The sequence below is a fragment of the Leucobacter sp. L43 genome, from assembly GCF_016597785.1.
GTDB lineage: Bacteria > Actinomycetota > Actinomycetes > Actinomycetales > Microbacteriaceae > Leucobacter > Leucobacter alluvii.
This window is the reverse complement of the sequence record NZ_JAENJG010000001.1, coordinates 629,173-648,405: the sequence shown is the minus strand read 5'-3', so window position 1 is coordinate 648,405 and position 19,233 is coordinate 629,173. Positions and strand designations below refer to the sequence as shown.

Below are 19,233 nucleotides of genomic sequence, written 5' to 3'. Positions count from 1 at the left end.
TGGACATCGGTGCGATGCAGCGGGTACGATTGCCGAAGCGTTTCGGCAGCGTAGTCGTTATTACCAGGCCGCTTCCTAAACGTTTCGACACTATGACGCGCGGTCCGCCGCGGGAGGGAAGTAGAGATCATGACTGAAACGGCGACGGGATCCTTCGACGAGACCATGTGGAACGGCCTGCTGCACGGCGGGCTCGGCGGAACGTTCATGGGGGTGCCGAAGGTGGAGCTCGACCGGGAGGCGATCCGTGCATCCGGCGCGAAAGCGGTCGTCTACGGCTTCCCCTTCGACGCGACGACGATCAGCCGCAGCGGTGCCAATTACGGCCCGCGCGCCATTCGCGAGACGTCGGTGCAGTTCACCAACTTCCAAGCGACGTTCGACTTCGACCTGTTCGCGCACCTGCCGCTCGTCGACGGGGGCGATTGCCACGTCGCACTCGGGAACACGCCGAAGACGTTCGAGCGCGTCGAAGCCGACATCGCAGAGATCGTGGCGGCGGGCGCGATCCCGGTCGTCTTCGGCGGAGATCATTCCGTGAGCATCCCCGTCGGGAAGGCCGCCAAGCGGGAGGGGACGAACCCCGGGTGGGTGCAGTTCGACACCCATCTCGATGCCGCACCGAATGTGGGAGGGGAGGAGCTCAATCACTGCTGCACCATCACGAGGGCCGTCGACAACGGCTACGACCCGGCAAAGATGGTGCTCGTCGGCATCAGCGGCTGGATGAACCCGAAGACCGAGCTCAAGTACTGCCGGGACCACGGCATTCGCGTCATCTGGCTCGAGGACATCTGGGAGCGCGGCACGGCATGGGCCGTTGAGCAGATCCTCGAACGCGTCGGCGAGGAGGGGTTCTACCTCACGTTCGACGTCGACGCACTCGACGCGGCATTCGCGCCGGGCACGTGCGCTCCCACCCCGGGCGGAATGACCATGCGCGAGGCGATCGAGATCGTGCGAGGCATCTCGCCCGCCGGCCTCATCGGGGTGGACATCGCGGAGCCCGCACCGTCGCTCGACCACTCGACGCGGACACAGCTCGTCGCGGGCCGCATCGCACTGGAGGCCCTCGCGTCGCACGCCGGAGCGCCTCGCACACCGGTCTACGTGGGCTGAACCAACGGTTCGATCTCGCTCGCCCGGGTCGCCGCCGATCCGGGCGGGCGGGCGACGCACGGTGCAGGCGCACGACTCGGATGCCGTTCTCGCCGTTCGCGCCGAGCAGGGCAGGGGCACCGGCGGGTGGCCCGCAGCACTTCCCAGACGGTTCGCGCCAATGACGGCGCGAACCGCCGCCGTACACGAAGCAAAGGAGTTTCCATGACCACGGCGCCACCGGTGATGAAGAGAGAATTCACCATGTTTTCCGCGCTCTCAGTCGCGTTCGCGTTCGTTTCGCCGATCGTCGCGCTGTACAGCGTTCTCGGCGTCGGCCTCGCCAGTTCTGGCCCCGCCTTCATCTGGGGCGGACTCATCCTCTACATCGGTCAGCTGATCGTCGTCCTCGCGCTGGGGGTGCTGGCATCGAAGTGGGCCGACTCCGGCGGCATCTATCAGTGGTCGCGTCGACTGCTCGGCCATCGATACGGCTGGTTCGCCTCCTGGACGTACATCTGCACGTTGCTCATCACCCTGCCAGCGGTGGCGTACGCGGGAGCCGTGCTCATCCCGCCGATCTTCGACATCCCGGCCGCAGGCCACCAGGTGGTCACCTGGCTCGCGATCGGCATCCTCGCCTTCTCGACGATGGTGAATCTGGCGGGGCGGGTGTTCATCAAGATTCTCATGATCGCGGTCATCGCCGCCGAGGCCGTCGGCTCCGTCGGCGTGGCGATCTGGCTCCTGTTCTTCGAGCGCCATCAGACGCTCGAGTACCTCTCCCCGGCATCGCTCGCCGATTACAGCGGCGTGTTCTTCTCAGCGCCGCTGGTGATGGCGATCGCCTTCTCCAGCTACTTCGCGATCGGCTTCGAGAGCGCGAGCTCGATCGCCGAGGAGGTGCAGCGCCCCAAGCGCGCCGTGCCGCGCGCGATGGTCGCCTCGTTCTTCGCCATCATGATCATCGTGCTCCTCAGCACGCTCGCGTTCACGCTCGCCGTTCCGAGCGACGCGTTCCTGCAGGACCCGGAGAACGCTGCGGATCCGGCCGTGGCGATCATCGCAGCATCATTCCCCGCACCGATATTCCGCGGAATCCTGGCGCTGTTCGTGATCGCCTTCGCGGCGAGCCTCATGACGATCCAGATCACCGTCTCGCGCATCGTCTGGGCGACGGCGCGCAACGGGGAGCTCCCGTTCGCGCGCACCCTGACGAGGCTGTCGGGAGAGACGGGCCTGCCGCGCACCGCCGTTCTCATCACCGCCGTGATCGCAGCGCTGCTGTTCCTGCCGTTCCAGAGCGAGGGCATTCAGATGGCGCTCATCTCGTTCTCGTCGGTCGGCTTCTTCATCTCCTTCCTCTTCCCGATACTGGGGTGGGCGATCGCACGCGCTCGCGGCACCTGGAGGGACGAACCCGGTCTCTTCCTCGGCCGGGCCGGCCGCGTCGTCGGGTGGCTCGCACTCGTGTGGCTGCTGTTCCAGATCGTGAACGTCGCGTGGCCCCGGGAATCGGGAGCCGGGTGGGCGACCGACTGGTCGACGGTGATCGGCGTCGCCGTGGTCGGTGTGCTCGGCGTGGCGATCGAGGCCTGGGTGCACCGCAAGCGTCTGCACGCGGCCAGCACCGGATCCACGATCGTCGTGTTCGAGCGCGATGAATCCGAGGACGATCGCGAGGACTTCGCTCCCGCGCGAACCGCACGCAGGTGAACCGGCGCGGGTGCTGGCGCCGCACGCGCCGCACCCGCGTCGCCCGTGTCAGTCGGCGAGGGTCGATTCCCGCACATTCAGGGAGATCGGCACGACCTCGCGGCGCCGCTCGCCGTGACCATCGAGTGCGCCGATGAGCAGTTCGACCGCGATCTCTCCGAGCTGCACGGGATGCAGATCGAGCGCGGTGATCGACTTCTGCAGCCCGTAGTCGAGATACCGGCTGTCGGCGAGGCTGACGATCTGCAGATCGCCCGGCACATCGAGGTCGAGCGCCAGCGCCGCCCGCTCCGTCGCGTGCGCGAGGGTGTCGAGCGTGGTCAGCACGGCGTCGAACTCGCGGTCGGTGCGAGCGAGCGCCGCGTGGATCACCGGCTCCGCCTCGTCGACGCGCGGGCCGGGGGAGCGCAAGATGATGGGTGCGGCGCCGGTGGCGCTGCACCAGTCGAGGTACGAGGAGAGCTCATCGCGCACGTATGAAGAAGCGGTCTCGCTGAGAAAGAGCGCGACCCGGGCCGGCCGGTCGTTGCCGATGTGCGCGAGCGCCGATGTCGTGCCGGTGAAGAAATCATTGTCGACCCAGCTGAGATCGCCCGAGTTGCGGCCGACGGTCACGCAGGGCAGGCCGCTGCGCACCGCCTCGGCGATGAGCGGATCGTCATCGCTCGGGTCGACCACGATGAGGCCGTCTGCCGCAGAGAGGAAATCCCGGGACGACGTCTGCGTCGGGAGCATCGACAGCAGGAAGCCACGCTGGAAGGCCTGCAGGCTCGCACCGTTCAGTACTCGGAAGTAGTACTCGATGTCCCATTCCGGCTGGAGACCGGAGCCCTCCTCCGTGAGCGGCTGGGGCGACACCGCGAGCACGAGGGAACCCGTGCGACCCGCATTGAGGTTCTTGGCGAGCCGGTTGGCGGTGTATCCCACACGCGCAGCGACATCGATGACGTTCTGCCTCGTCGCTGCCGCGACGCGGCCCTTGCCGTTCAACGCCTCGGAGGCGGTCGCCACCGATACGCCGGCTTCTCTCGCGACGTCCTTGATGGTGATGCGGCGGGGTTTCATCTGGCCTCGGTCTCGGGTGCGGTGCATCGCTCCGGTTGCTGGTGTCTCGTGCACGTCCAGCGTATGGTTCGCGCCGGACACGCGCCAAATCGATTCGGCACGTGCTCGCCGCAGTGTCGTTGACCGGCGAGACACCTGCACGCTCCGCGGCGAGCGCTGGCAACGAGGTGCGGGCGGTTATCCTGGGCTGGTGAGTGTCGATGATCTGTCTCCGAGCGTGCAGAATTACCTCAAGGTGATCTGGGGGCTGCAGGAGTGGTCCGACGCCCCCGTGTCGAACTCCGCGATCGCCGAGTCCGCTGGAGTGCGGCTCTCCACCGTCTCCGATGCCCTTCGCAAGCTCTCAGACCTCGAACTCATCGGCCACGTGCGCTACGGCACCGTCACGCTCACCGATCTCGGTCGAGGCCATGCCGTCGCGATGATTCGGCGGCATCGCCTCCTCGAGACGTTTCTCGTGCGTCACCTCGAATACGAGTGGGACGAGGTGCACGACGAAGCCGACCGCCTCGAGCACGCCGTTTCGGACGAGTTCATCGATCGCATGGATCGCGTGCTCGGGTATCCGACGCGCGACCCCCATGGCGATCCGATACCGAGCGCGACCGGTGCCGTGCATCGGCCCGACGCGATGCAGTTGCTTGCGGCCCCCGCGCCGAGTCGTGCGCGCGTCGAGCGCATCTCCGACGCCGACAACGGCATGCTGCAGTTCTTCGCAGCTCGGGGCGTCGTCGTCGATGCGGTGCTGCACGTGCTGCCGGGCGAGCCCTACTCCGAGACGGTCACGGTGCGCGTCGGCGACGACGCTACGGCCGCGGGTGGTTCCGTGAGTCTGGGACCATCCGCGGCGGCAGCGGTCTGGGTGTCGCTCGAAGCTACGCCGGATCCTTCACGAACTTGAGCCCGATGACGCACCCGATGATCCCGGCGAGGAACACCAGCTTGAGCACGGAGGGCGCCTCGGTGCCGAGCAGCAGGGACGCGCCGACGGTGAGCGCCGCCCCGAGCCCCGTCCAGATGGCGTAGGCGGTACTCACGGGGATGCCGCGCATCGCGTAGCCCAAGCCGACCATGCTCAGCGGGTTGGCGACGAAGAACACGATCGTCGGTACGACCTCGGTGAACCCGCGGGAATCGTGCAGTGCGAGCGCCCAGACGGATTCGAGGATCGCGCTCGCCAGCAGCACGATCCAGTGCGCTCGTCGAGCGACCTTCGGGGCGCGCGCAGGGGCCTCGCGACGTGAAGCGGCGCGGATCGCGCGTACCATCTCAGCTCACCGCCTTCAGGCCGACGACGCAGGCGATGAGCCCGGCGAGCAGCACGACGCGGATGAGGCTCGCCCGGTCGGCGCCGGTGAGCATCGCCCAGGCCGCGGTGAGTACCGCGCCGATTCCCACCCACACCGCGTACGCGGTGCCGACCGGGATCTCGAGCATGCCGTAGGCCAGGCCCGCCATGCTGGCGACGTAGCTCACCACGAACAGCGCGGTCGGCCAGAAGCGGCGGAATCCTCTCGAAGCGTCGAGTGCGGTCGCCCACACGGCTTCGAGCATTCCACTCAGAATCAGCAGTATCCATGCCAGTGACATGAGTTCGGTCTTTCTGGCAGTCGTCGATATGCGGGTACTGCTCCCTCGTCCGCACCCCTGCTCTCGGGGTCGTCTTCAGTGTCGCACGATCCGAGCGCAGAGGTGCCCAGGCGCTGCTCAGGTCGCCCGATGGGCCAGCGGGGGCGATTCACCACGCGTTGCGGAGAAGCCCGATCGGTGCGAAGCCCCGTCATAGGCGATAATGGTGGGGTGCCCGTCAGGGCCCGAGAGGAGTGCGGTGTTCGGCTGGCTGAAGAAGCGCAAGCGGGGATCAGCGCGCCCACCACGGCGACTGCCTCGACGCGTGCTCGCGCCGGTCGAGGAGATCACGGAGCAGGGACTGCTCGTCGCCGACGTCGCGGTGCGCATGACGGTGAAGAACGCGATCATCATGAATGCGCTGAAACGGCATGTCGACTACGACGCTGATCAGATCATCGACATGGTCCGTGAGACGACGATCGATCTCGCCGAGGAGCGGGAGCGCGACGCGAAGCACATCTCTCGGATGCGCGGAGAGATCCGCGACACGGGCCGGAGCTCGTGGAGCGAATCCGATTACGGCAACGATGACAACCGCACGCTGCGCCACCGCCAGGAAGTCTACGAGAAGGTCGCCGAAGAGCTGCGCAATCGCGCCGCAGATGACGCGTACCTGACCGCTGCTGCTGAGCGCGCACGCGAGATGGCCTGGGACGAGATCGGCACCTCGCTCGCCGATCGGGCCGAGCACCCGTACTACAGCGGCGGCAACAACGACGAGTACCGCGAGGAGCGCGAGGCGCGGATCCAGCAGCTCATCGAGAAGGACCTGACTGCTCTGGTGCAGCAGCGCACCGAGGCGCCGGCCAAGGTGCGCAAGTTCAAGCGCAAGGACAAGGGCCGGGACGCGCCGGAGTCCTGACTCCGGCCTCGGATCCTCGCACCGATGCCGGTTCTCTGACGGTTGCGTCGGCTCGGCTCGTTCGGGTCATGAATGTCGGTGGGTGCGAGTTGACTGGGGGCATGGTCTCCTTCTCGTTCGGATCCGGCCCGGCGCCTGAGCCGGCGCAGGTGCGTGCGCCTGAGCAGGCGCCTACGTCGGAGGCTTCTGCGTCGGAGGCTCTGCCGGCTCAGGTGCCGGTGCCGGTGCCGGAGGAGGTTCCCGATTCGCTCACCCTCGATCAGGTCGTGAACTTGATCGAGCAGTTGGAGTACCGGCAGCGCGGGCTCGACGCCATCCGCACCGATCTGCTCTCGGCCGCGGTCCAGATGGCGACTGCCGATGCCGGGTCGGGTGAGCGGGAGCTCGCGTACCGGTCGCTGCGGGCAGAGCTCGCAACGGTGCTGGGCGCGAGCGAGCGTGTCGCGGAGTCCCAGTTGGATGTGGCGTGGTCGTTGCGCACGAGGTTCGCGATCACGCACGAGGTGCTCTCGGTGGGGGAGATCTCGGCCGCGCACGCCCGGGTCATCGTCGACGCGGGGCAGCGCATCGGGGCGGGGTCGTCTCCGGAGTGCGTGGCCCGGCGGGAGGCGTATCAGCGCGAGGTGCTCTCGTTCGCGCGCCAAGAGTCCGTGAACCGTTTGCGGCCGATCGCGCGCAGGATCGCCGAGCAGTACTCTGTGGAGTCTCTCGATGAGCGGCACCGTGAAGAGGTGCGAAGGCGTCGGGTGGTGGTGCAGGAGCGCGAGGACGGGATGTCGGATTTGTGGGCGTATCTGCCCACCGTGGAGGCGTACGCGATTCACGACCGGTTGACGCGGATCGCGCGCGAGGTCGAACGCGCCGAAACCGCTGCGGGCGACGGAAGCGCTGCGGGCGACGAAACCGCCGCTGGTGATGAAAATGCCGCGGGTGACGGAAGCGCCGCGGGCGGGGTGGAGGGTTCCGGGGCGCGGCGTGCACGGGATGAGATCCGGGCGGATGTGTTCACAGAGCTGCTGCTCGGTGCCGAGCCGAGCGCGGTGGCATGCTCGAGGGATGAGGCGGTGCGTGCCCGGGTGCAGGTGGTCGTCCCGGTCACCGCCCTGGAACCCGAGGCGGGTGGTGTCACCGCCGAGCGCAGTGCTGCCGGGGGCCGCGCTGACATGGATCGCGCTGACATGGGTCGCGCTGACATGGGTCGCGCTGATGGGCGCCTGGTTCCGGTGGCGGAGCTTTCCGGGGCGGGCCCGATCGCGGTGAGTGCCGCGCGGAGCATCGCCGCAGCGACTGCGCTGTGGGAGCGGGTCGTGGTCGATGCGGAGTCGGGGGCGGTGCTGCAGGTCGACCGGTATCGTCCGAGCGAGCAGATGCGGCGCCTGCTCGCGGCCCGGGATCAGCATTGCCGGTTCCCGGGGTGCCGCGTGCCGCTCTCGCGGTGCGATCTCGACCACACCATCGATGCCGCACGCGGCGGTGCGACCTCGACGGTGAATCTCGCGCACTTGTGTCGGGGGCATCACGTGCTCAAGCACCACACGGAGTGGAAGGTGCGGCAGAAGGGTGGCGGGGATCTGCTCTGGACGAGTCCGACGGGCCGCACCCATGTGGACCGGCCACCGAGCCGGGTGAGGTTCGCGGAGACCGGGCCACCGGGCCCGGGCCGCGTCGCCGCGCGCAGCAGTCCTGACGGTGGGTGGCACCCCTTCTGACCACCGCACCGAGACACGCACTGCCGTGCGTGTTGCGGCTGTGGGGCCGGAGCCGCGGAATCGCAGCGTATCGTCGCAGGATTCGCGCCTCCTCGGCGCCGCTCACGCTGAGACGCGCAGAGACGCGAAGAGGAGCGCAGAGGCTCCAGCTACGACTCCTCTGACGTCCCGAGCAGCTCGGGGTGCCGCTGCAGGTAGCCGTCGATGAACGAGCAGGACGCCTCCACCCGGCGCTGGCCGACCGCCTCACCCGTGACGGCGCGGTTCGCCAGGAGACCGGAGAGGCCCGTGCCGCGGAGCTCAGGGACCACGACGGTGTGGTCGAAATCGATGACGTCGTCGCCCCGCAGGGTGTAGTGGGCTTCGCCGACGACGCGCCCGCCGTCTGGTCCGCTCGCTGTGATCGCGTAGCGACTGCGCTCGGGCTCGTGCGTGATGGTGAATCCGTCGGCAGCCGCCTGCGCTTCATTCAGATATCTGGCCATGCCGCCACCCTATCCCGCAACGGGCGGAACCTGGAGGGGGCGCCGGTATTCTCAGAGGATGCGTACCGCCCGCCGTTCCCTGACCCTGCTCGGCCTCGCCGCGCTCGTGCTCGGAGTGAGCGGGTGCGCTCCGGAGCCGCCGCCAGAGCCGGAAACCCTCACCCCGACGCGCGCCGCCACCGTCTACCTCGAGGCCGTATGCCCGGTGAATGAGGCCTGGGACGAGGCCGACGTCGAGCTCGACCGGCTCAGGCTCGCCGAAGCGCGCGGAGAATCGGCCAGCACCTCCGCCTTCGCCGCATCGATGACGGAAGTGGCGAAGCGGAGCGGCACCGCGGCGACGTCGCTCACCTCAGAGGAGCGGACCTGGCCCGACGCGGCGCGCGATCCGGTGGCCGCGGTCGCGGAAACGCTTGCGGCGGATCAGGCGCAGGCGAAACGCGTCGCCGCGCTCCCGGCCGCGCAGGCGGTCGACTACCGCTGGGAGGGCGTGGACGACATCGGGGCCGCCGCGTCGGAGGCCCGCGCGGCGCTCGAGCTGCCGGCCGACGCCGATGCCGCGTGCGCGGCATGGCGGGAGAGCGACGATGATGCCGGCACCGCGGAAGACGGAGGAGAAACCCGATGACACCCGACGATCTGCCGAACGCATCCGAGGTGACTCTGGCGGTCGAACGCGCGATCCGGCTGGCCGCGCGATCCGGAAACCGCCTCATCGCGGCGTCGACGGCGTCCGTCGACCTGGATCCAGGTCCGGTTCGGACCGCCCTCGTGACGGCGCTGCGCGCGATGGGAGCCCGGCTGCGGCCCATCGGAGACGAGGTGGAGTTCAGCTTCGTCGAGAGCGTCACGGGCGACCTCGACAGTGCTCTCCGCAGTCCTCTCGGCACGGTGCACCAGCCGGGAGCCGGGTTGCCGACACTCGTCGTGGGCTTGGACGGTTCGGTGCGATCACCGAGGGGCGGAAGCGCGGCGTCTCGCATCGCCTGGGCCGCGGCGGGAATGCCGACCACCGCCCGGCTTGCGGAGCACCTCGTCGCCGGTGGATCGCACGCGGGCGTGCGCGTCGCTGTGAGCCTCGTGCTCGAACCGAAAACCGCGGCCTTCGCCAGAGTGCTGGCCGACGCCGGCTGCGCCGTGGCGGTGTTCAGCGCGGTCTCAGAGACGGATCCGACCGTTGCGGAGGAGCTCGCCCGCGACGAGCGCATCTCGGTATTCGCACCCCGCACCGCCGACCGGGAGCAATCCGCGGAATCGTTGGACGCCGAGCACGCGGCCGGGATCCTCGACTGGGGGCCGGAGTTCCTGATCGACGACGGTGCCCATCTCATCCGTCTCGCGCACAGCGAGCGCACGGCGGCTCTGGCGCGGCTGCGAGGCGCGGCGGAAGAGACCACGAGCGGCGTGCGTCCCGTGCGTGAGATGGAGGCGCTCGGCGACTTGCGCATTCCGGTGATCGCCGTCAACGACGCCCGCACGAAGACAGGTTTCGACAATCTCGTGGGCACCGGGCAATCGTGCGTGTTCGCGATCGCGGACGTGCTCGACGACGCCCGCGATCGGCGTCCGTACGGGGGAATCGCCGGAACCCGCTGGGCCGTGCTCGGTTATGGTCCCGTAGGCCAGGGGGTCGCCCGATTCGCCGCTGCGCTGGGAGCCGACGTCGTCGTCGTGGAGCGGGATCCGGTGCGCGCGCTCGCCGCCCTGCACGACGGCTACGAAGCGGCGACGCGCGCGACCGCACTTCCCGAGGCCGACGTCGTGGTGAGTGCGACGGGCGTCTGGCACACCCTGGATGCGGCAGCGATCTCGACGCTGCGCGACGGCGCAGTGGTCGCGGTCGCCGGCGGTATCGATGACGAGATCGCGCTCGACGAGATGCGCGACGCCGGCTGGCGTGAGCGACTCATCGCGCCGAGCGCAACGGCATGGACCGCTCCGGCAGCCCCCGGCGCCACGACGGTGCTCGTGCTCGCCGGCGGCGGCGGCATCAACTACACGGCGGGGGAGGGCAACCCCATAGAAGTGATGGATCTCTCATTCGCCACGCAGCTCGCAGCGCTGGCCAGGCTGATCGAGACCCCCCAGGAGCCGGGAGTGCACCGCCTCTCCGAGACCGACGAGCGTCGTGTCGCCGCTGCAGCTCTCGCGGCGCTGCAGGGCGAGGTCGACCCGTCGCCCGGAACGACGCGTGCAGGGGGAGCCGCCCAGCCCTGGACCGTGCACCGGTACCGCGCACGGGGCCCGGAGCCGGGCGCGGCGAGCGCTGAGGCGCCGACGCCCTAGACTCTTGCGAGTGAACCCCGAAGCCCCCGTCGTCGTCTACAGCGCCGCACTCGTGTTCCCCGTCACCAGCCCGCGCATCGTCGACGGCGCGGTCGCGGTGCAGGGCGAGCACATTCTGCACGTCGGCGACCGCCGGTGGGTGCTCGACGTGCTGGGCGAACGCGGCGCGGAGTTCCGCGAGGAGCACTGGGACGGGGTGCTCGTGCCCGGACTCGTCAACGCGCACACGCACTTGCAGTACACCGGCATGCGCGAGGTCGCAGCGCGCAACTACACCGGGTTCGATCACTGGGGCGACGCGTTCGACGCGGTCTACGCGCGCGAGTCCCACGACTGGAAGGCCGCCGCCGCCGAGGGCACGCAGCTGTCGCTGGAGGCCGGCGTCACCGCGGCGGCGGACGTGGTGACCGATCGGGAGGCGCTCAGCGCGCTGCACGATGCCGGGATGCACGGCATCGCCTATTGGGAGGTGTACGGCGCCAGCAATACCGACTGGACCCCGGAGGCGAAGGCGGCGGTGCGCGAGCAGATCCGGCAGATCCCGACGCCGCCCGGCGCCGGCGTATCTCCGCATGCTCCCTACTCCCTCGAGGTCCAGCCGCTGCTCGAGCTCCCCGACATCGTGCGGGAAGAGGGGCTGCGCCTGCACATCCACCTTGCGGAAGCGCACATGGAGCGCGAGTTCGACGGCATCGACGGCTACGTCGGAGCCGGCCCGGGGGGCCACGGAGCCTGGCCGGAGCTCGGCGCCGACAGTTTCCGCGCGCTCCGCTCGCACGGAATCGGCGTCTCGTCGACGCAGTTCGTCGATCACCTGGGGGTGCTCGGACCGGATTGCCATATCGCTCACGGCGTCTACGTGAGCGCTGAGGATCGCGCCCTGCTCCGCGCCCGCGGCACGAGCGTCGCGCTCTGCCCTCGATCGAATGAGGTTATCGGGCTCGACATGCCTCCTGTCGCCGCCTACCTCCGGGAGGGCAACGCGATCGCGGTGGGCACGGACTCGCTGTCATCGTCTCCCTCGCTCGACCTGCTCGCAGATGTGGCCAAGCTCTATCGCGTCGCGCGAGACCAGGGATACCGCGGCGACGACCTGCACCAGCGTCTTCTGGGGGCCGCGACGCTCGGCGGAGCGACAGCGCTGGGATTGCACGTCGGCAAGCGGCGGATCGGTCAACTCGGAGTCGGCGCGATGGCCGATCTCGCGTTCTTCGATCTGCCGGTGCACGATCCGGATGCGTCTCTGGCAGAGCTCGTCGAGGCTGGAGCCGGTCGTGCCCGGCGCACGGTGGTCGGCGGCGTCGAGAAGTTCCGGCGCTGACATCGAGCCATCCGCTCGCAGCACGCGGATGTCGCCCGATGACGTGCGGCGAATCGGCACTCGCAATGTCTCATATAATGAACGTCGTTCGACGGTGCACGACCCTGCGCCCTCGCCTCGAAGCCAAGGAGTCTCATGTCCCGTTCATCTCGTCTTGCCGCGGCGGTCGCCATTGGTGCCGCAGCGGTCTTCGCGCTCTCGGCGTGCACGAGCGGCGGGAGCGGCGCTGGCGACGACGCCGGAGCCGCCCCGGTCTCCGAGGGCAAGCTCACCATTGCGACCGGCGAACCGGCTTACGCCCCGTGGGTCATCGACGACGCACCGGAGAGCGGTGACGGTTTCGAGGCTGCAGTCGCCTACGCCGTCGCTGAGGAGCTGGGCTTCGCGAAGGACGACGTGGAATGGGTGCGCACCAGCTTCGACGCCGCGATCGCCCCGGGGCCGAAGGACTTCGACCTCAACATCCAGCAGTTCTCGGTGAGCGAGGAGCGCGAGCGCGCGGTCGACTTCTCGACTCCGTACTACGAGACGACGCAGGCGGTCGTCGCCGCCGGCGGCACCGACGCGGCGAAGGCCACGAGCGTAGCCGACCTGAAGGATGCCCGGTTGGGCGTCGCGTCGGGTACGACCTCGCTCACCGTCGCCGAAGACGTGATCGCGCCGAATGAAGATCTGCAGGTCTTCAACAGTGTCGACGACGCGGTCGCCGCGTTGCAGAACGGCACCATCGACGCCCTCGTCACGGATCTGCCCGGCGCCTTCTACGTGCGCGACGCCCAGCTCGACGACGGAGTGATCGTGGGTCAGCTCGACTCGGCCGAGGGAGGCGACGAATTCGCGTTCGTGCTGCCGAAGGACTCGTCGATGACCGAAGACGTCTCCGCCGCGGTCGGCACCCTTCGTGAGAACGGCACGCTCGACGATCTCGCCGCCGAGTGGATCGCCGATCAGGGCGCACCGGTCCTGAAGTAGCCCCGACGTGACCCACGCCCCGCTTCCCGCGAAGACGCAACGCTCCGAACCGGAATTCGCCCCCAGCGCCATCGAGCTCGAGCGGCGCGGGTACCGGCACGCCCGGAAGCGCCGGTCGGTCCTGGTCAGCATCGCGAGCACCCTGGTGTTCGCGGGCGTCTTCGCTCTGGTGCTCGTCAACAGCCCGGGCTGGGACGCGGTGCGGGAGACGTTCTTCGACCCGGCTATCGCGGTCGAGGCGTTCCCTCGCGTCATCAAGGGCCTCTGGCTCAACATCCAGGTGCTCTTCGTCGCCGCGATCGGGGTCGCGATTCTCGGCACCCTGCTCGCCATCGCCCGGACGCTCAAGGGGCCGGTCTTCACCCCGCTGCGCCTGGTCGCGGCCGGGTACACGGACCTGTTCCGAGGCATCCCGGTACTGCTCGTGCTCTACCTCGTCGGGTTCGGCATCCCGGGTCTCGAACTCACGGGGCGCCTCCCTGCGCAGTTCTGGGGCACGGTCGCGCTGATCCTCTGCTACTCGGCCTACGTCTCGGAAGTGCTGCGCGCCGGGATCGACGCCGTGCACCCGTCGCAGCGGCTCGCAGCGCGTTCGCTCGGGCTCAGCCACGCGAAGACGCTCCGGCTCGTCGTGATGCCGCAGGCGGTGCGCAAGGTGACCCCCGCGCTCATGAATGACTTCGTGTCGATGCAGAAGGATGTCGGCCTGATCTCGGTGCTCGGCGCAGTCGATGCGATCCGCGCCGCTCAGATCGAGGTCGCGTCGAGTTACAACTTCACGCCCTACGTGCTCGCCGGCCTGCTCTTCGTGCTGCTCTCGCTGCCCTTCATCCGGTTGACGGACTGGCTGACCGCTCGGGCGCAGCGGCGCGAGCAGATCGGGGGAGTCGTATGAGCGCGCAGGATCGCGGGAACCGTGCCGTGCTCGAGGTGCAGGGCGTGCACAAGCGCTTCGGTGATCAGCATGTGCTGCGGGGCATCGACCTCACCGTGCATCAGCACGAGGCGGTGGTGCTGATCGGAGCCTCCGGTTCCGGGAAATCGACCCTGCTGAAGACCGTCAACCTGCTGGAGCAGGTCGACGACGGACGCATCGTGCTCGCCGGCGACGACATCACGGACCCACGGGCGGACGTCGACGCGGTGCGCGCCAGAATCGGCGTCGTCTTCCAGCACTACAACCTCTTCCCGCACATGACGGTGCTCGCGAACGTCGTCCTCGCCATGCGCAAAGTCTTCGGCACGTCGCGAGCCGAAGCCGAGCGGCGCGGCCTCGAGCTGCTCGCGCGCATCGGGCTCGGAGACAAGGCAGGGGAGTACCCGGACCGGCTCTCCGGCGGCCAGCAGCAGCGCGTCGCGATCGTGCGCGCGATCGCGACGAACCCCGAGCTGCTGCTGCTCGACGAGATCACGAGCGCGCTCGATCCGCAGCTCGTGGGAGAGGTGCTCGACCTCGTCAGCGAGTTGAAGGCCGCCGGCTCCACCATCGTGATGGCGACGCACGAGATGTCGTTCGCGCGTCGAGTGGCCGACCGGGTCGTGTATCTCAAGGACGGCGTGATCATCGAATCGGGCACGCCCGAGCAGATCTTCGAGCACCCGCAGCGGCCGGAGACGCGTGAATTCCTCGCGCGCCTGAGTGATCCGTTCACGGCGTAGACCTGCCGGCCGCGCTCGCCACGGGTCAGGCGTGCTCAGCGGAACGAGAGAACACTGCTCGAACCGGGAATGGATCGGGGGAGATCTTCGTTAGACTGTGAGGTCTGCCTACGAGGAGCTGCGCGAGCTCCTGGCCCGGGGCAGCGTCCGTCTTCTCGAGGAGTCTTCACTCTTGACATCCGATACCGCATCCATTCGGCTGCCGAAATCCGCCGATGAGCCGATCGATCCCGCAGGCATGCGGGTGATCTGGCTGCTGCTCGTCGCCGCATTCGTCGCCATTCTCAACGAGACGACGATGGCGATCGCCATTCCCGAACTCAATCAGACGCTGGGCATTCCGCCCGAGCTCGGCCAGTGGCTGACCAGCGCCTTCATGCTCACGATGGCTGTCGTGATTCCCACGACCGGGTTCTTGCTCCAGCGCTTCACCACCCGTCAGGTCTTCCTCGCGGCCATCGGAACGTTCGTGCTCGGCACGGCGATCTGCCTCGTAGCGCCCGGATTCCCCGCGTTGCTCGCCGGTCGAGTGGTGCAGGCAGCCGGTACTGGCATCATGATGCCGCTCCTCATGACCACGGTCATGAACGTTGTTCCGGCACGCTCGCGCGGACGCATGATGGGGCGCGTCGGCCTCGTCATCAGCCTCGCGCCCGCGCTCGGCCCGACCCTGTCGGGCGTTGTGCTCGACACCCTCGGCTGGCGGTGGCTCTTCGGCATCATCCTGCCGATCGCGGTCGTCGCGCTGCTGCTGGGAGCGAAGTGGATGACGAACCTCGGCGAAACGATGCACGCGCCGATCGACGTGCTCTCCATCGTGCTCTCCGCGCTGGCATTCGGAGGGATCGTGTTCGGCCTCAGTCAACTCGGTGGCCATGGCGCGACGGGCGGGCTGCCGCCTGCGCTGGTCATCGGGCTCGGCGTGCTCTTCCTGGCGATCTTCGTGTGGCGTCAGCTGATGCTGCAGAAGAAGAACGACGCGCTGCTCGACCTGCGCGTGTTCGCGTCGCGCAACTACGTCATCGCGGTCGTCATCATGGCGATCATCTCGCTGGCGATGTTCGGCACCTTCTCGCTGCTGCCGCTGTATCTGCAGAACGTCGCAGGGCTCGACCCGACCGCCGCCGGCCTCGTGCTGCTGCCGGGATCCGTGCTCATGGGAGTGCTCGGCCCGATCATGGGCCGGGTCTACGACGCCCGCGGCCCGCGTACCCTGCTGATTCCCGGCACCATTCTGATTGCGGGAGCGATGTTCGTGTACTCGACCGTCGGCACCCACACTCCGATGTGGTTCCTCATGCTCGTGCAGATCGCGATGTCGCTCGGACTCGCCGGGTCGTTCACGCCGCTGTTCTCAGCGTCGCTCGGCTCCCTGGACCGGTCGCTCTACTCCCACGGCTCTGCGGTGCTGAACACGCTCCAGCAGGTCGGCGGCGCCGCGGGCACCGCCGTACTGATCTCGATCTACTCGAGCGCGCTGCACACGGGCGAGGCCCAGGGCCTCTCAGTCGCAGATGCGGGAGCGCCGGGGGCGAACGTGGCGTTCTTCACGGCAGCGTGCATCGCACTCGTGCCGGTCGCGCTGTCGTTCTTCATCAACAAACCGGTCGAAGACGACGCTCCGGCGCACGTCGGGCACTGAGGCGGCGGCAAGCCACCCGTCCCCGGGGAGGAGCGTGCGGCGGTCGTGCGGAGCGAGAGCTCCGGCGGCCGCCGCACGTCGGTTCACCCGAGCGCGCTGATCGATCGGCGAACCGCCTCAGCGAGTTGACGCACGGCCGCTGAGGGGCCGCCGGGCCCGGCCGGCGCGGCGAGCAGGAGCTCGCGCGCGAACATCGGGTCGTCGATCGGCCGCAGTACGACGCCCTCCGGCGGGTTGAAGCTCACGAGGCTGGGAACGAGGGCGACCGCCATGCCAGCAGCGATGAGGCCGAGCACCACCGAGTAGTCATCGGTGCGGATGGCGACGTTCATCTGGATCCCCTCCGACTCGAACACCTCGCGCACCAGGTCGTCGAGCGTGTCGCCCGGCGTGGAGCCCATGACCCAGCTGTCACCCGAGAGCGCGAGCAGGCTGCGGCGGTCGAACGATGATCGGTCGGACGCGGGATGCGACGCCGGCAGTGCGAGCAGCATGGGGTCGGTGAACAGGTGCGTGGTGTGCACTTCCGCCCTGAACGGCAGCCGGTATCCGCCCGCCGCATAGACGAGCGCCGCATCGAGTGTGTGCTGGTTCACCCGTGTGATGAGCGGTGCCAGCTCCTCGAGCGTTGCGTCGAGCTCGATGCCGAGCTCGGCGACGCGAGATGCGATGCCGGGCAGCAGCCGAGACGCGGCAGTGGGAAACGTACCGAAGCGCAGGCGGATCTTCCCGAGCTGCGCGAGGTCGCGCACGTCGGTGAGTGCGCGGTCTGCCAGACTTAGCATCTCGTCCCCGCGCTCGAGCATGAGGTGGCCGGCCGTCGTGAGCTTGCTGCCCCGTGTGCTCCGCGTCGTGAGGTCGGTGCCGACGAGCCGGTCGAGGTTGCGCAGGTGATAGTCGACGGTGGGCTGACTCCACCCGAGCCGTTTGGCGGCACGCGCCACCGAACCCTCCGATGCGACCGCGCTGAGCGCTTGCAGTTGACGGAAGTCGATCACCCGGCACCTCGAATCCTCTGGAACGCACCGGGTGTCGTGCCCGGCCTCGATCCATACAGTCTATGACTCCCGGGAGTCGAATGCGGGTTTCTCGCCGCGGACGCGAGCGGCCAGTCTGGAGGAATGCTGGATCAGGATTCGCGAGTCGACCCCCGTCATTCTCCGCTGGGCAACGAGTCGCCGAGCGCGATCGTGTCGGGCGGCGCCGCTGCAGCGCTCGGCGCCACGAATCGCGGGCGGGATATTCCCGACGTGCAGCGGACTGCACCCTACGCGGACGCGTTGCGCCGGTTCGCGGATGAGCGGCCGATGTCGCTCATGGTGCCGGGACACGGCACGGGCGCGGAGCGGGGATCGGAACACCTCTCTGCACTCCTGGGCGAACGCGCAGCGGCCGTCGACATCCCGCTCATGCTGGACGGGATCGACCTCGGAGAGAACTCCCCGCTCGCTCAGGCGCAGCAGCTGGCGGCGGGCGCGTGGGGCGCGCGTCGCACCTGGTTCCTGACGAACGGGGCCTCGCAGGCGAACCGTACAGCGGCGATCGCCGTACGCGGACTCGGAGATCGCGTGCTCGTGCAGCGCAGCATGCATTCGAGTTTCACCGATGGCGTGCTGCTCTCCGGCCTCGTCCCGGCGTTCGTGCAACCCGGGATCGACGCGCACCACGGTATTGCGCACGGCTTGACTCCGTCCGCACTCGACGCTGCCCTGACGCGCGAAGCGGAGGCTGGTCGCAGGGTCTCGAGCGTCTACGTGGTGTCACCCAGCTACTTCGGCTCCACGGCCGATGTGGCCGGGCTCGCGGACGTCGCCCACGCCCACGACGCAGCACTCATCGTCGATGGTGCCTGGGGCTCGCACTTCGGGTTCCACCCCGGCCTCCCCGAGTCGCCGGCCCGTCTCGGTGCCGATCTCGTGGTCTCGAGCACCCACAAGCTCGCCGGTTCGCTCACGCAGTCGGCGATGCTCCATCTCGGCCACGGTCCGTTCGCGGATCGGCTCGAATCGCTCGTCGAGCGGGCGTATTCCATGACCGCCTCCACGTCGATGAGCAGCATCCTCATGGGGTCTCTCGACGAGGCGAGACGAGCGCTCGTGCTCGGGGAAGCCCGAATCGGCGACGCCCTCGCGGCCGCGGACGAGATGCGCGAGCGTCTGCGCGGCGACCACCGGTTCGGCATCATCAGCGACGGGTTCGGAGCCTACCCGGACATCATCGCGACGGACCGACTGCGCGTGCCGATCGATGTCTCCGCGCTCGGCCGGAGCGGGCACTGGGTTCGGGCGCGCCTGAGCGAGCAGCATGGGATCTTCGTCGAGATGTCGACCGCGACGAGCATCGTCGCGGTGATCGGAGCGCTGACCACTCCAGACGTCGATCGCGTGCTCATCGCTCTCGATGAGGTCGCCGGCGCGGCGCTCGCGGATCCCGACCCGATGGGGGTCGCCGAGCCGTTCCCCGAGCTTCCCGCCCCGGGTGCGCTCCGCGCGCTGCCGAGAGACGCCTATTTCGGCGACAGCGAAGTCGTCGCTGCAGCTGCAGCAGTCGGACGCGTCTCCGCGGACACCCTCGCCGCCTACCCTCCCGGCATTCCGAACCTGCTGCCGGGAGAGGAGGTCACGGCGGAGACCGTCGCGTTCCTGCGCGCCGTCGCCGCGTCCCCGACGGGGTACGTGCGCGGAGCCGTCGACGCGGAGGTGTCCGGCATCCGCGTCGTGCGGTCGTGAACGTGGCGCGTCGCGCAAGCTGAGACGCCGAAGGGCGGCGATCCCGCTGAGGACCGC

General features: G+C 68.9%; 18 protein-coding genes. 13 read left to right on the top strand and 5 right to left on the bottom strand.

Features of this window, described 5'->3' with window-relative positions:
• The first annotated feature begins 129 nt into the window (after positions 1-129).
• Positions 130-1,119 (top strand): agmatinase, encoded by a 990-nt coding sequence (speB, locus tag JE033_RS02960; RefSeq protein WP_234037072.1) that lies wholly within the window; start codon positions 130-132, stop codon positions 1,117-1,119.
• 204 nt (positions 1,120-1,323) lie between these two features.
• Entirely contained in the window at positions 1,324-2,814 is a 1,491-nt protein-coding gene (locus tag JE033_RS02955) for an APC family permease (protein ID WP_200329373.1), read from the top strand.
• Between the two features lie 48 nt (positions 2,815-2,862).
• On the opposite strand, the gene JE033_RS02950 is transcribed toward JE033_RS02955, so the two are convergent.
• Positions 2,863-3,933 (bottom strand): LacI family DNA-binding transcriptional regulator, encoded by a 1,071-nt coding sequence (locus JE033_RS02950; RefSeq protein ID WP_200329371.1) that lies wholly within the window; start codon positions 3,931-3,933, stop codon positions 2,863-2,865.
• 136 nt (positions 3,934-4,069) lie between these two features.
• Between JE033_RS02950 and JE033_RS02945 the strand changes: the two genes are divergently transcribed.
• Entirely contained in the window at positions 4,070-4,780 is a 711-nt protein-coding gene (locus JE033_RS02945) for a metal-dependent transcriptional regulator (RefSeq protein ID WP_200329369.1), read from the top strand.
• On the opposite strand, the gene JE033_RS02940 is transcribed toward JE033_RS02945, so the two are convergent.
• Both JE033_RS02940 and JE033_RS02935 read right to left on the bottom strand, forming a co-directional pair.
• The gene (locus tag JE033_RS02940; protein ID WP_200329367.1) at positions 4,755-5,147 is read right to left on the bottom strand and encodes a multidrug efflux SMR transporter; all 393 of its coding nucleotides are present in this window, start codon (positions 5,145-5,147) and stop codon (positions 4,755-4,757) included. The genes JE033_RS02945 and JE033_RS02940 overlap by 26 nt on opposite strands.
• A gap of 1 nt (position 5,148) precedes the next feature.
• A complete protein-coding gene (locus tag JE033_RS02935; protein ID WP_090148089.1) occupies positions 5,149-5,469 on the bottom strand; it encodes a multidrug efflux SMR transporter in 321 nt (106 codons plus the stop codon).
• 238 nt (positions 5,470-5,707) lie between these two features.
• Between JE033_RS02935 and JE033_RS02930 the strand changes: the two genes are divergently transcribed.
• The gene (locus tag JE033_RS02930) at positions 5,708-6,373 is read left to right on the top strand and encodes an asparagine synthase (protein WP_200329365.1); all 666 of its coding nucleotides are present in this window, start codon (positions 5,708-5,710) and stop codon (positions 6,371-6,373) included.
• Between the two features lie 101 nt (positions 6,374-6,474).
• Positions 6,475-8,082, top strand: coding sequence for an HNH endonuclease signature motif containing protein (locus JE033_RS02925; RefSeq protein ID WP_200329363.1), 1,608 nt, complete (start codon positions 6,475-6,477; stop codon positions 8,080-8,082).
• A gap of 149 nt (positions 8,083-8,231) precedes the next feature.
• Here JE033_RS02925 and JE033_RS02920 read toward each other — a convergent pair whose 3' ends face one another.
• A complete protein-coding gene (locus JE033_RS02920) occupies positions 8,232-8,567 on the bottom strand; it encodes a GNAT family N-acetyltransferase (RefSeq protein WP_200329361.1) in 336 nt (111 codons plus the stop codon).
• Positions 8,568-8,625: 58 nt separating this feature from the next.
• On the opposite strand from JE033_RS02920, the gene JE033_RS02915 reads away from it, so the two are divergent.
• The 7 genes from JE033_RS02915 to JE033_RS02885 all read left to right on the top strand — a co-directional run bounded on the left by JE033_RS02915 (position 8,626) and on the right by JE033_RS02885 (position 16,447).
• Positions 8,626-9,195 (top strand): hypothetical protein, encoded by a 570-nt coding sequence (locus JE033_RS02915; protein WP_200329359.1) that lies wholly within the window; start codon positions 8,626-8,628, stop codon positions 9,193-9,195.
• Positions 9,192-10,853 (top strand): adenosylhomocysteinase, encoded by a 1,662-nt coding sequence (locus tag JE033_RS02910; RefSeq protein WP_200329357.1) that lies wholly within the window; start codon positions 9,192-9,194, stop codon positions 10,851-10,853. The genes JE033_RS02915 and JE033_RS02910 overlap by 4 nt, the downstream gene beginning before the upstream one ends.
• Positions 10,854-10,863: 10 nt before the next feature.
• Positions 10,864-12,174 (top strand): amidohydrolase family protein, encoded by a 1,311-nt coding sequence (locus JE033_RS02905; protein ID WP_090148101.1) that lies wholly within the window; start codon positions 10,864-10,866, stop codon positions 12,172-12,174.
• A gap of 135 nt (positions 12,175-12,309) precedes the next feature.
• Entirely contained in the window at positions 12,310-13,146 is an 837-nt protein-coding gene (locus JE033_RS02900; protein ID WP_200329355.1) for an ABC transporter substrate-binding protein, read from the top strand.
• A gap of 7 nt (positions 13,147-13,153) precedes the next feature.
• The gene (locus tag JE033_RS02895; protein ID WP_200329353.1) at positions 13,154-14,041 is read left to right on the top strand and encodes an amino acid ABC transporter permease; all 888 of its coding nucleotides are present in this window, start codon (positions 13,154-13,156) and stop codon (positions 14,039-14,041) included.
• Complete coding sequence (locus JE033_RS02890; RefSeq protein ID WP_090148109.1) at positions 14,038-14,805, top strand: amino acid ABC transporter ATP-binding protein; 768 nt, start codon at positions 14,038-14,040, stop codon at positions 14,803-14,805. The genes JE033_RS02895 and JE033_RS02890 overlap by 4 nt, the downstream gene beginning before the upstream one ends.
• Positions 14,806-14,977: 172 nt before the next feature.
• Positions 14,978-16,447 (top strand): MDR family MFS transporter, encoded by a 1,470-nt coding sequence (locus tag JE033_RS02885; protein WP_090149626.1) that lies wholly within the window; start codon positions 14,978-14,980, stop codon positions 16,445-16,447.
• A gap of 83 nt (positions 16,448-16,530) precedes the next feature.
• On the opposite strand, the gene JE033_RS02880 is transcribed toward JE033_RS02885, so the two are convergent.
• On the bottom strand, positions 16,531-17,445 hold the full coding sequence (locus JE033_RS02880) for a LysR family transcriptional regulator (protein WP_090148111.1): 915 nt from the start codon (positions 17,443-17,445) through the stop codon (positions 16,531-16,533).
• A gap of 123 nt (positions 17,446-17,568) precedes the next feature.
• On the opposite strand from JE033_RS02880, the gene JE033_RS02875 reads away from it, so the two are divergent.
• Positions 17,569-19,176: an aminotransferase class I/II-fold pyridoxal phosphate-dependent enzyme gene (locus JE033_RS02875; protein WP_200329351.1), complete on the top strand. Its 1,608-nt coding sequence runs from the start codon at positions 17,569-17,571 to the stop codon at positions 19,174-19,176.
• Positions 19,177-19,233 lie beyond the last annotated feature (57 nt).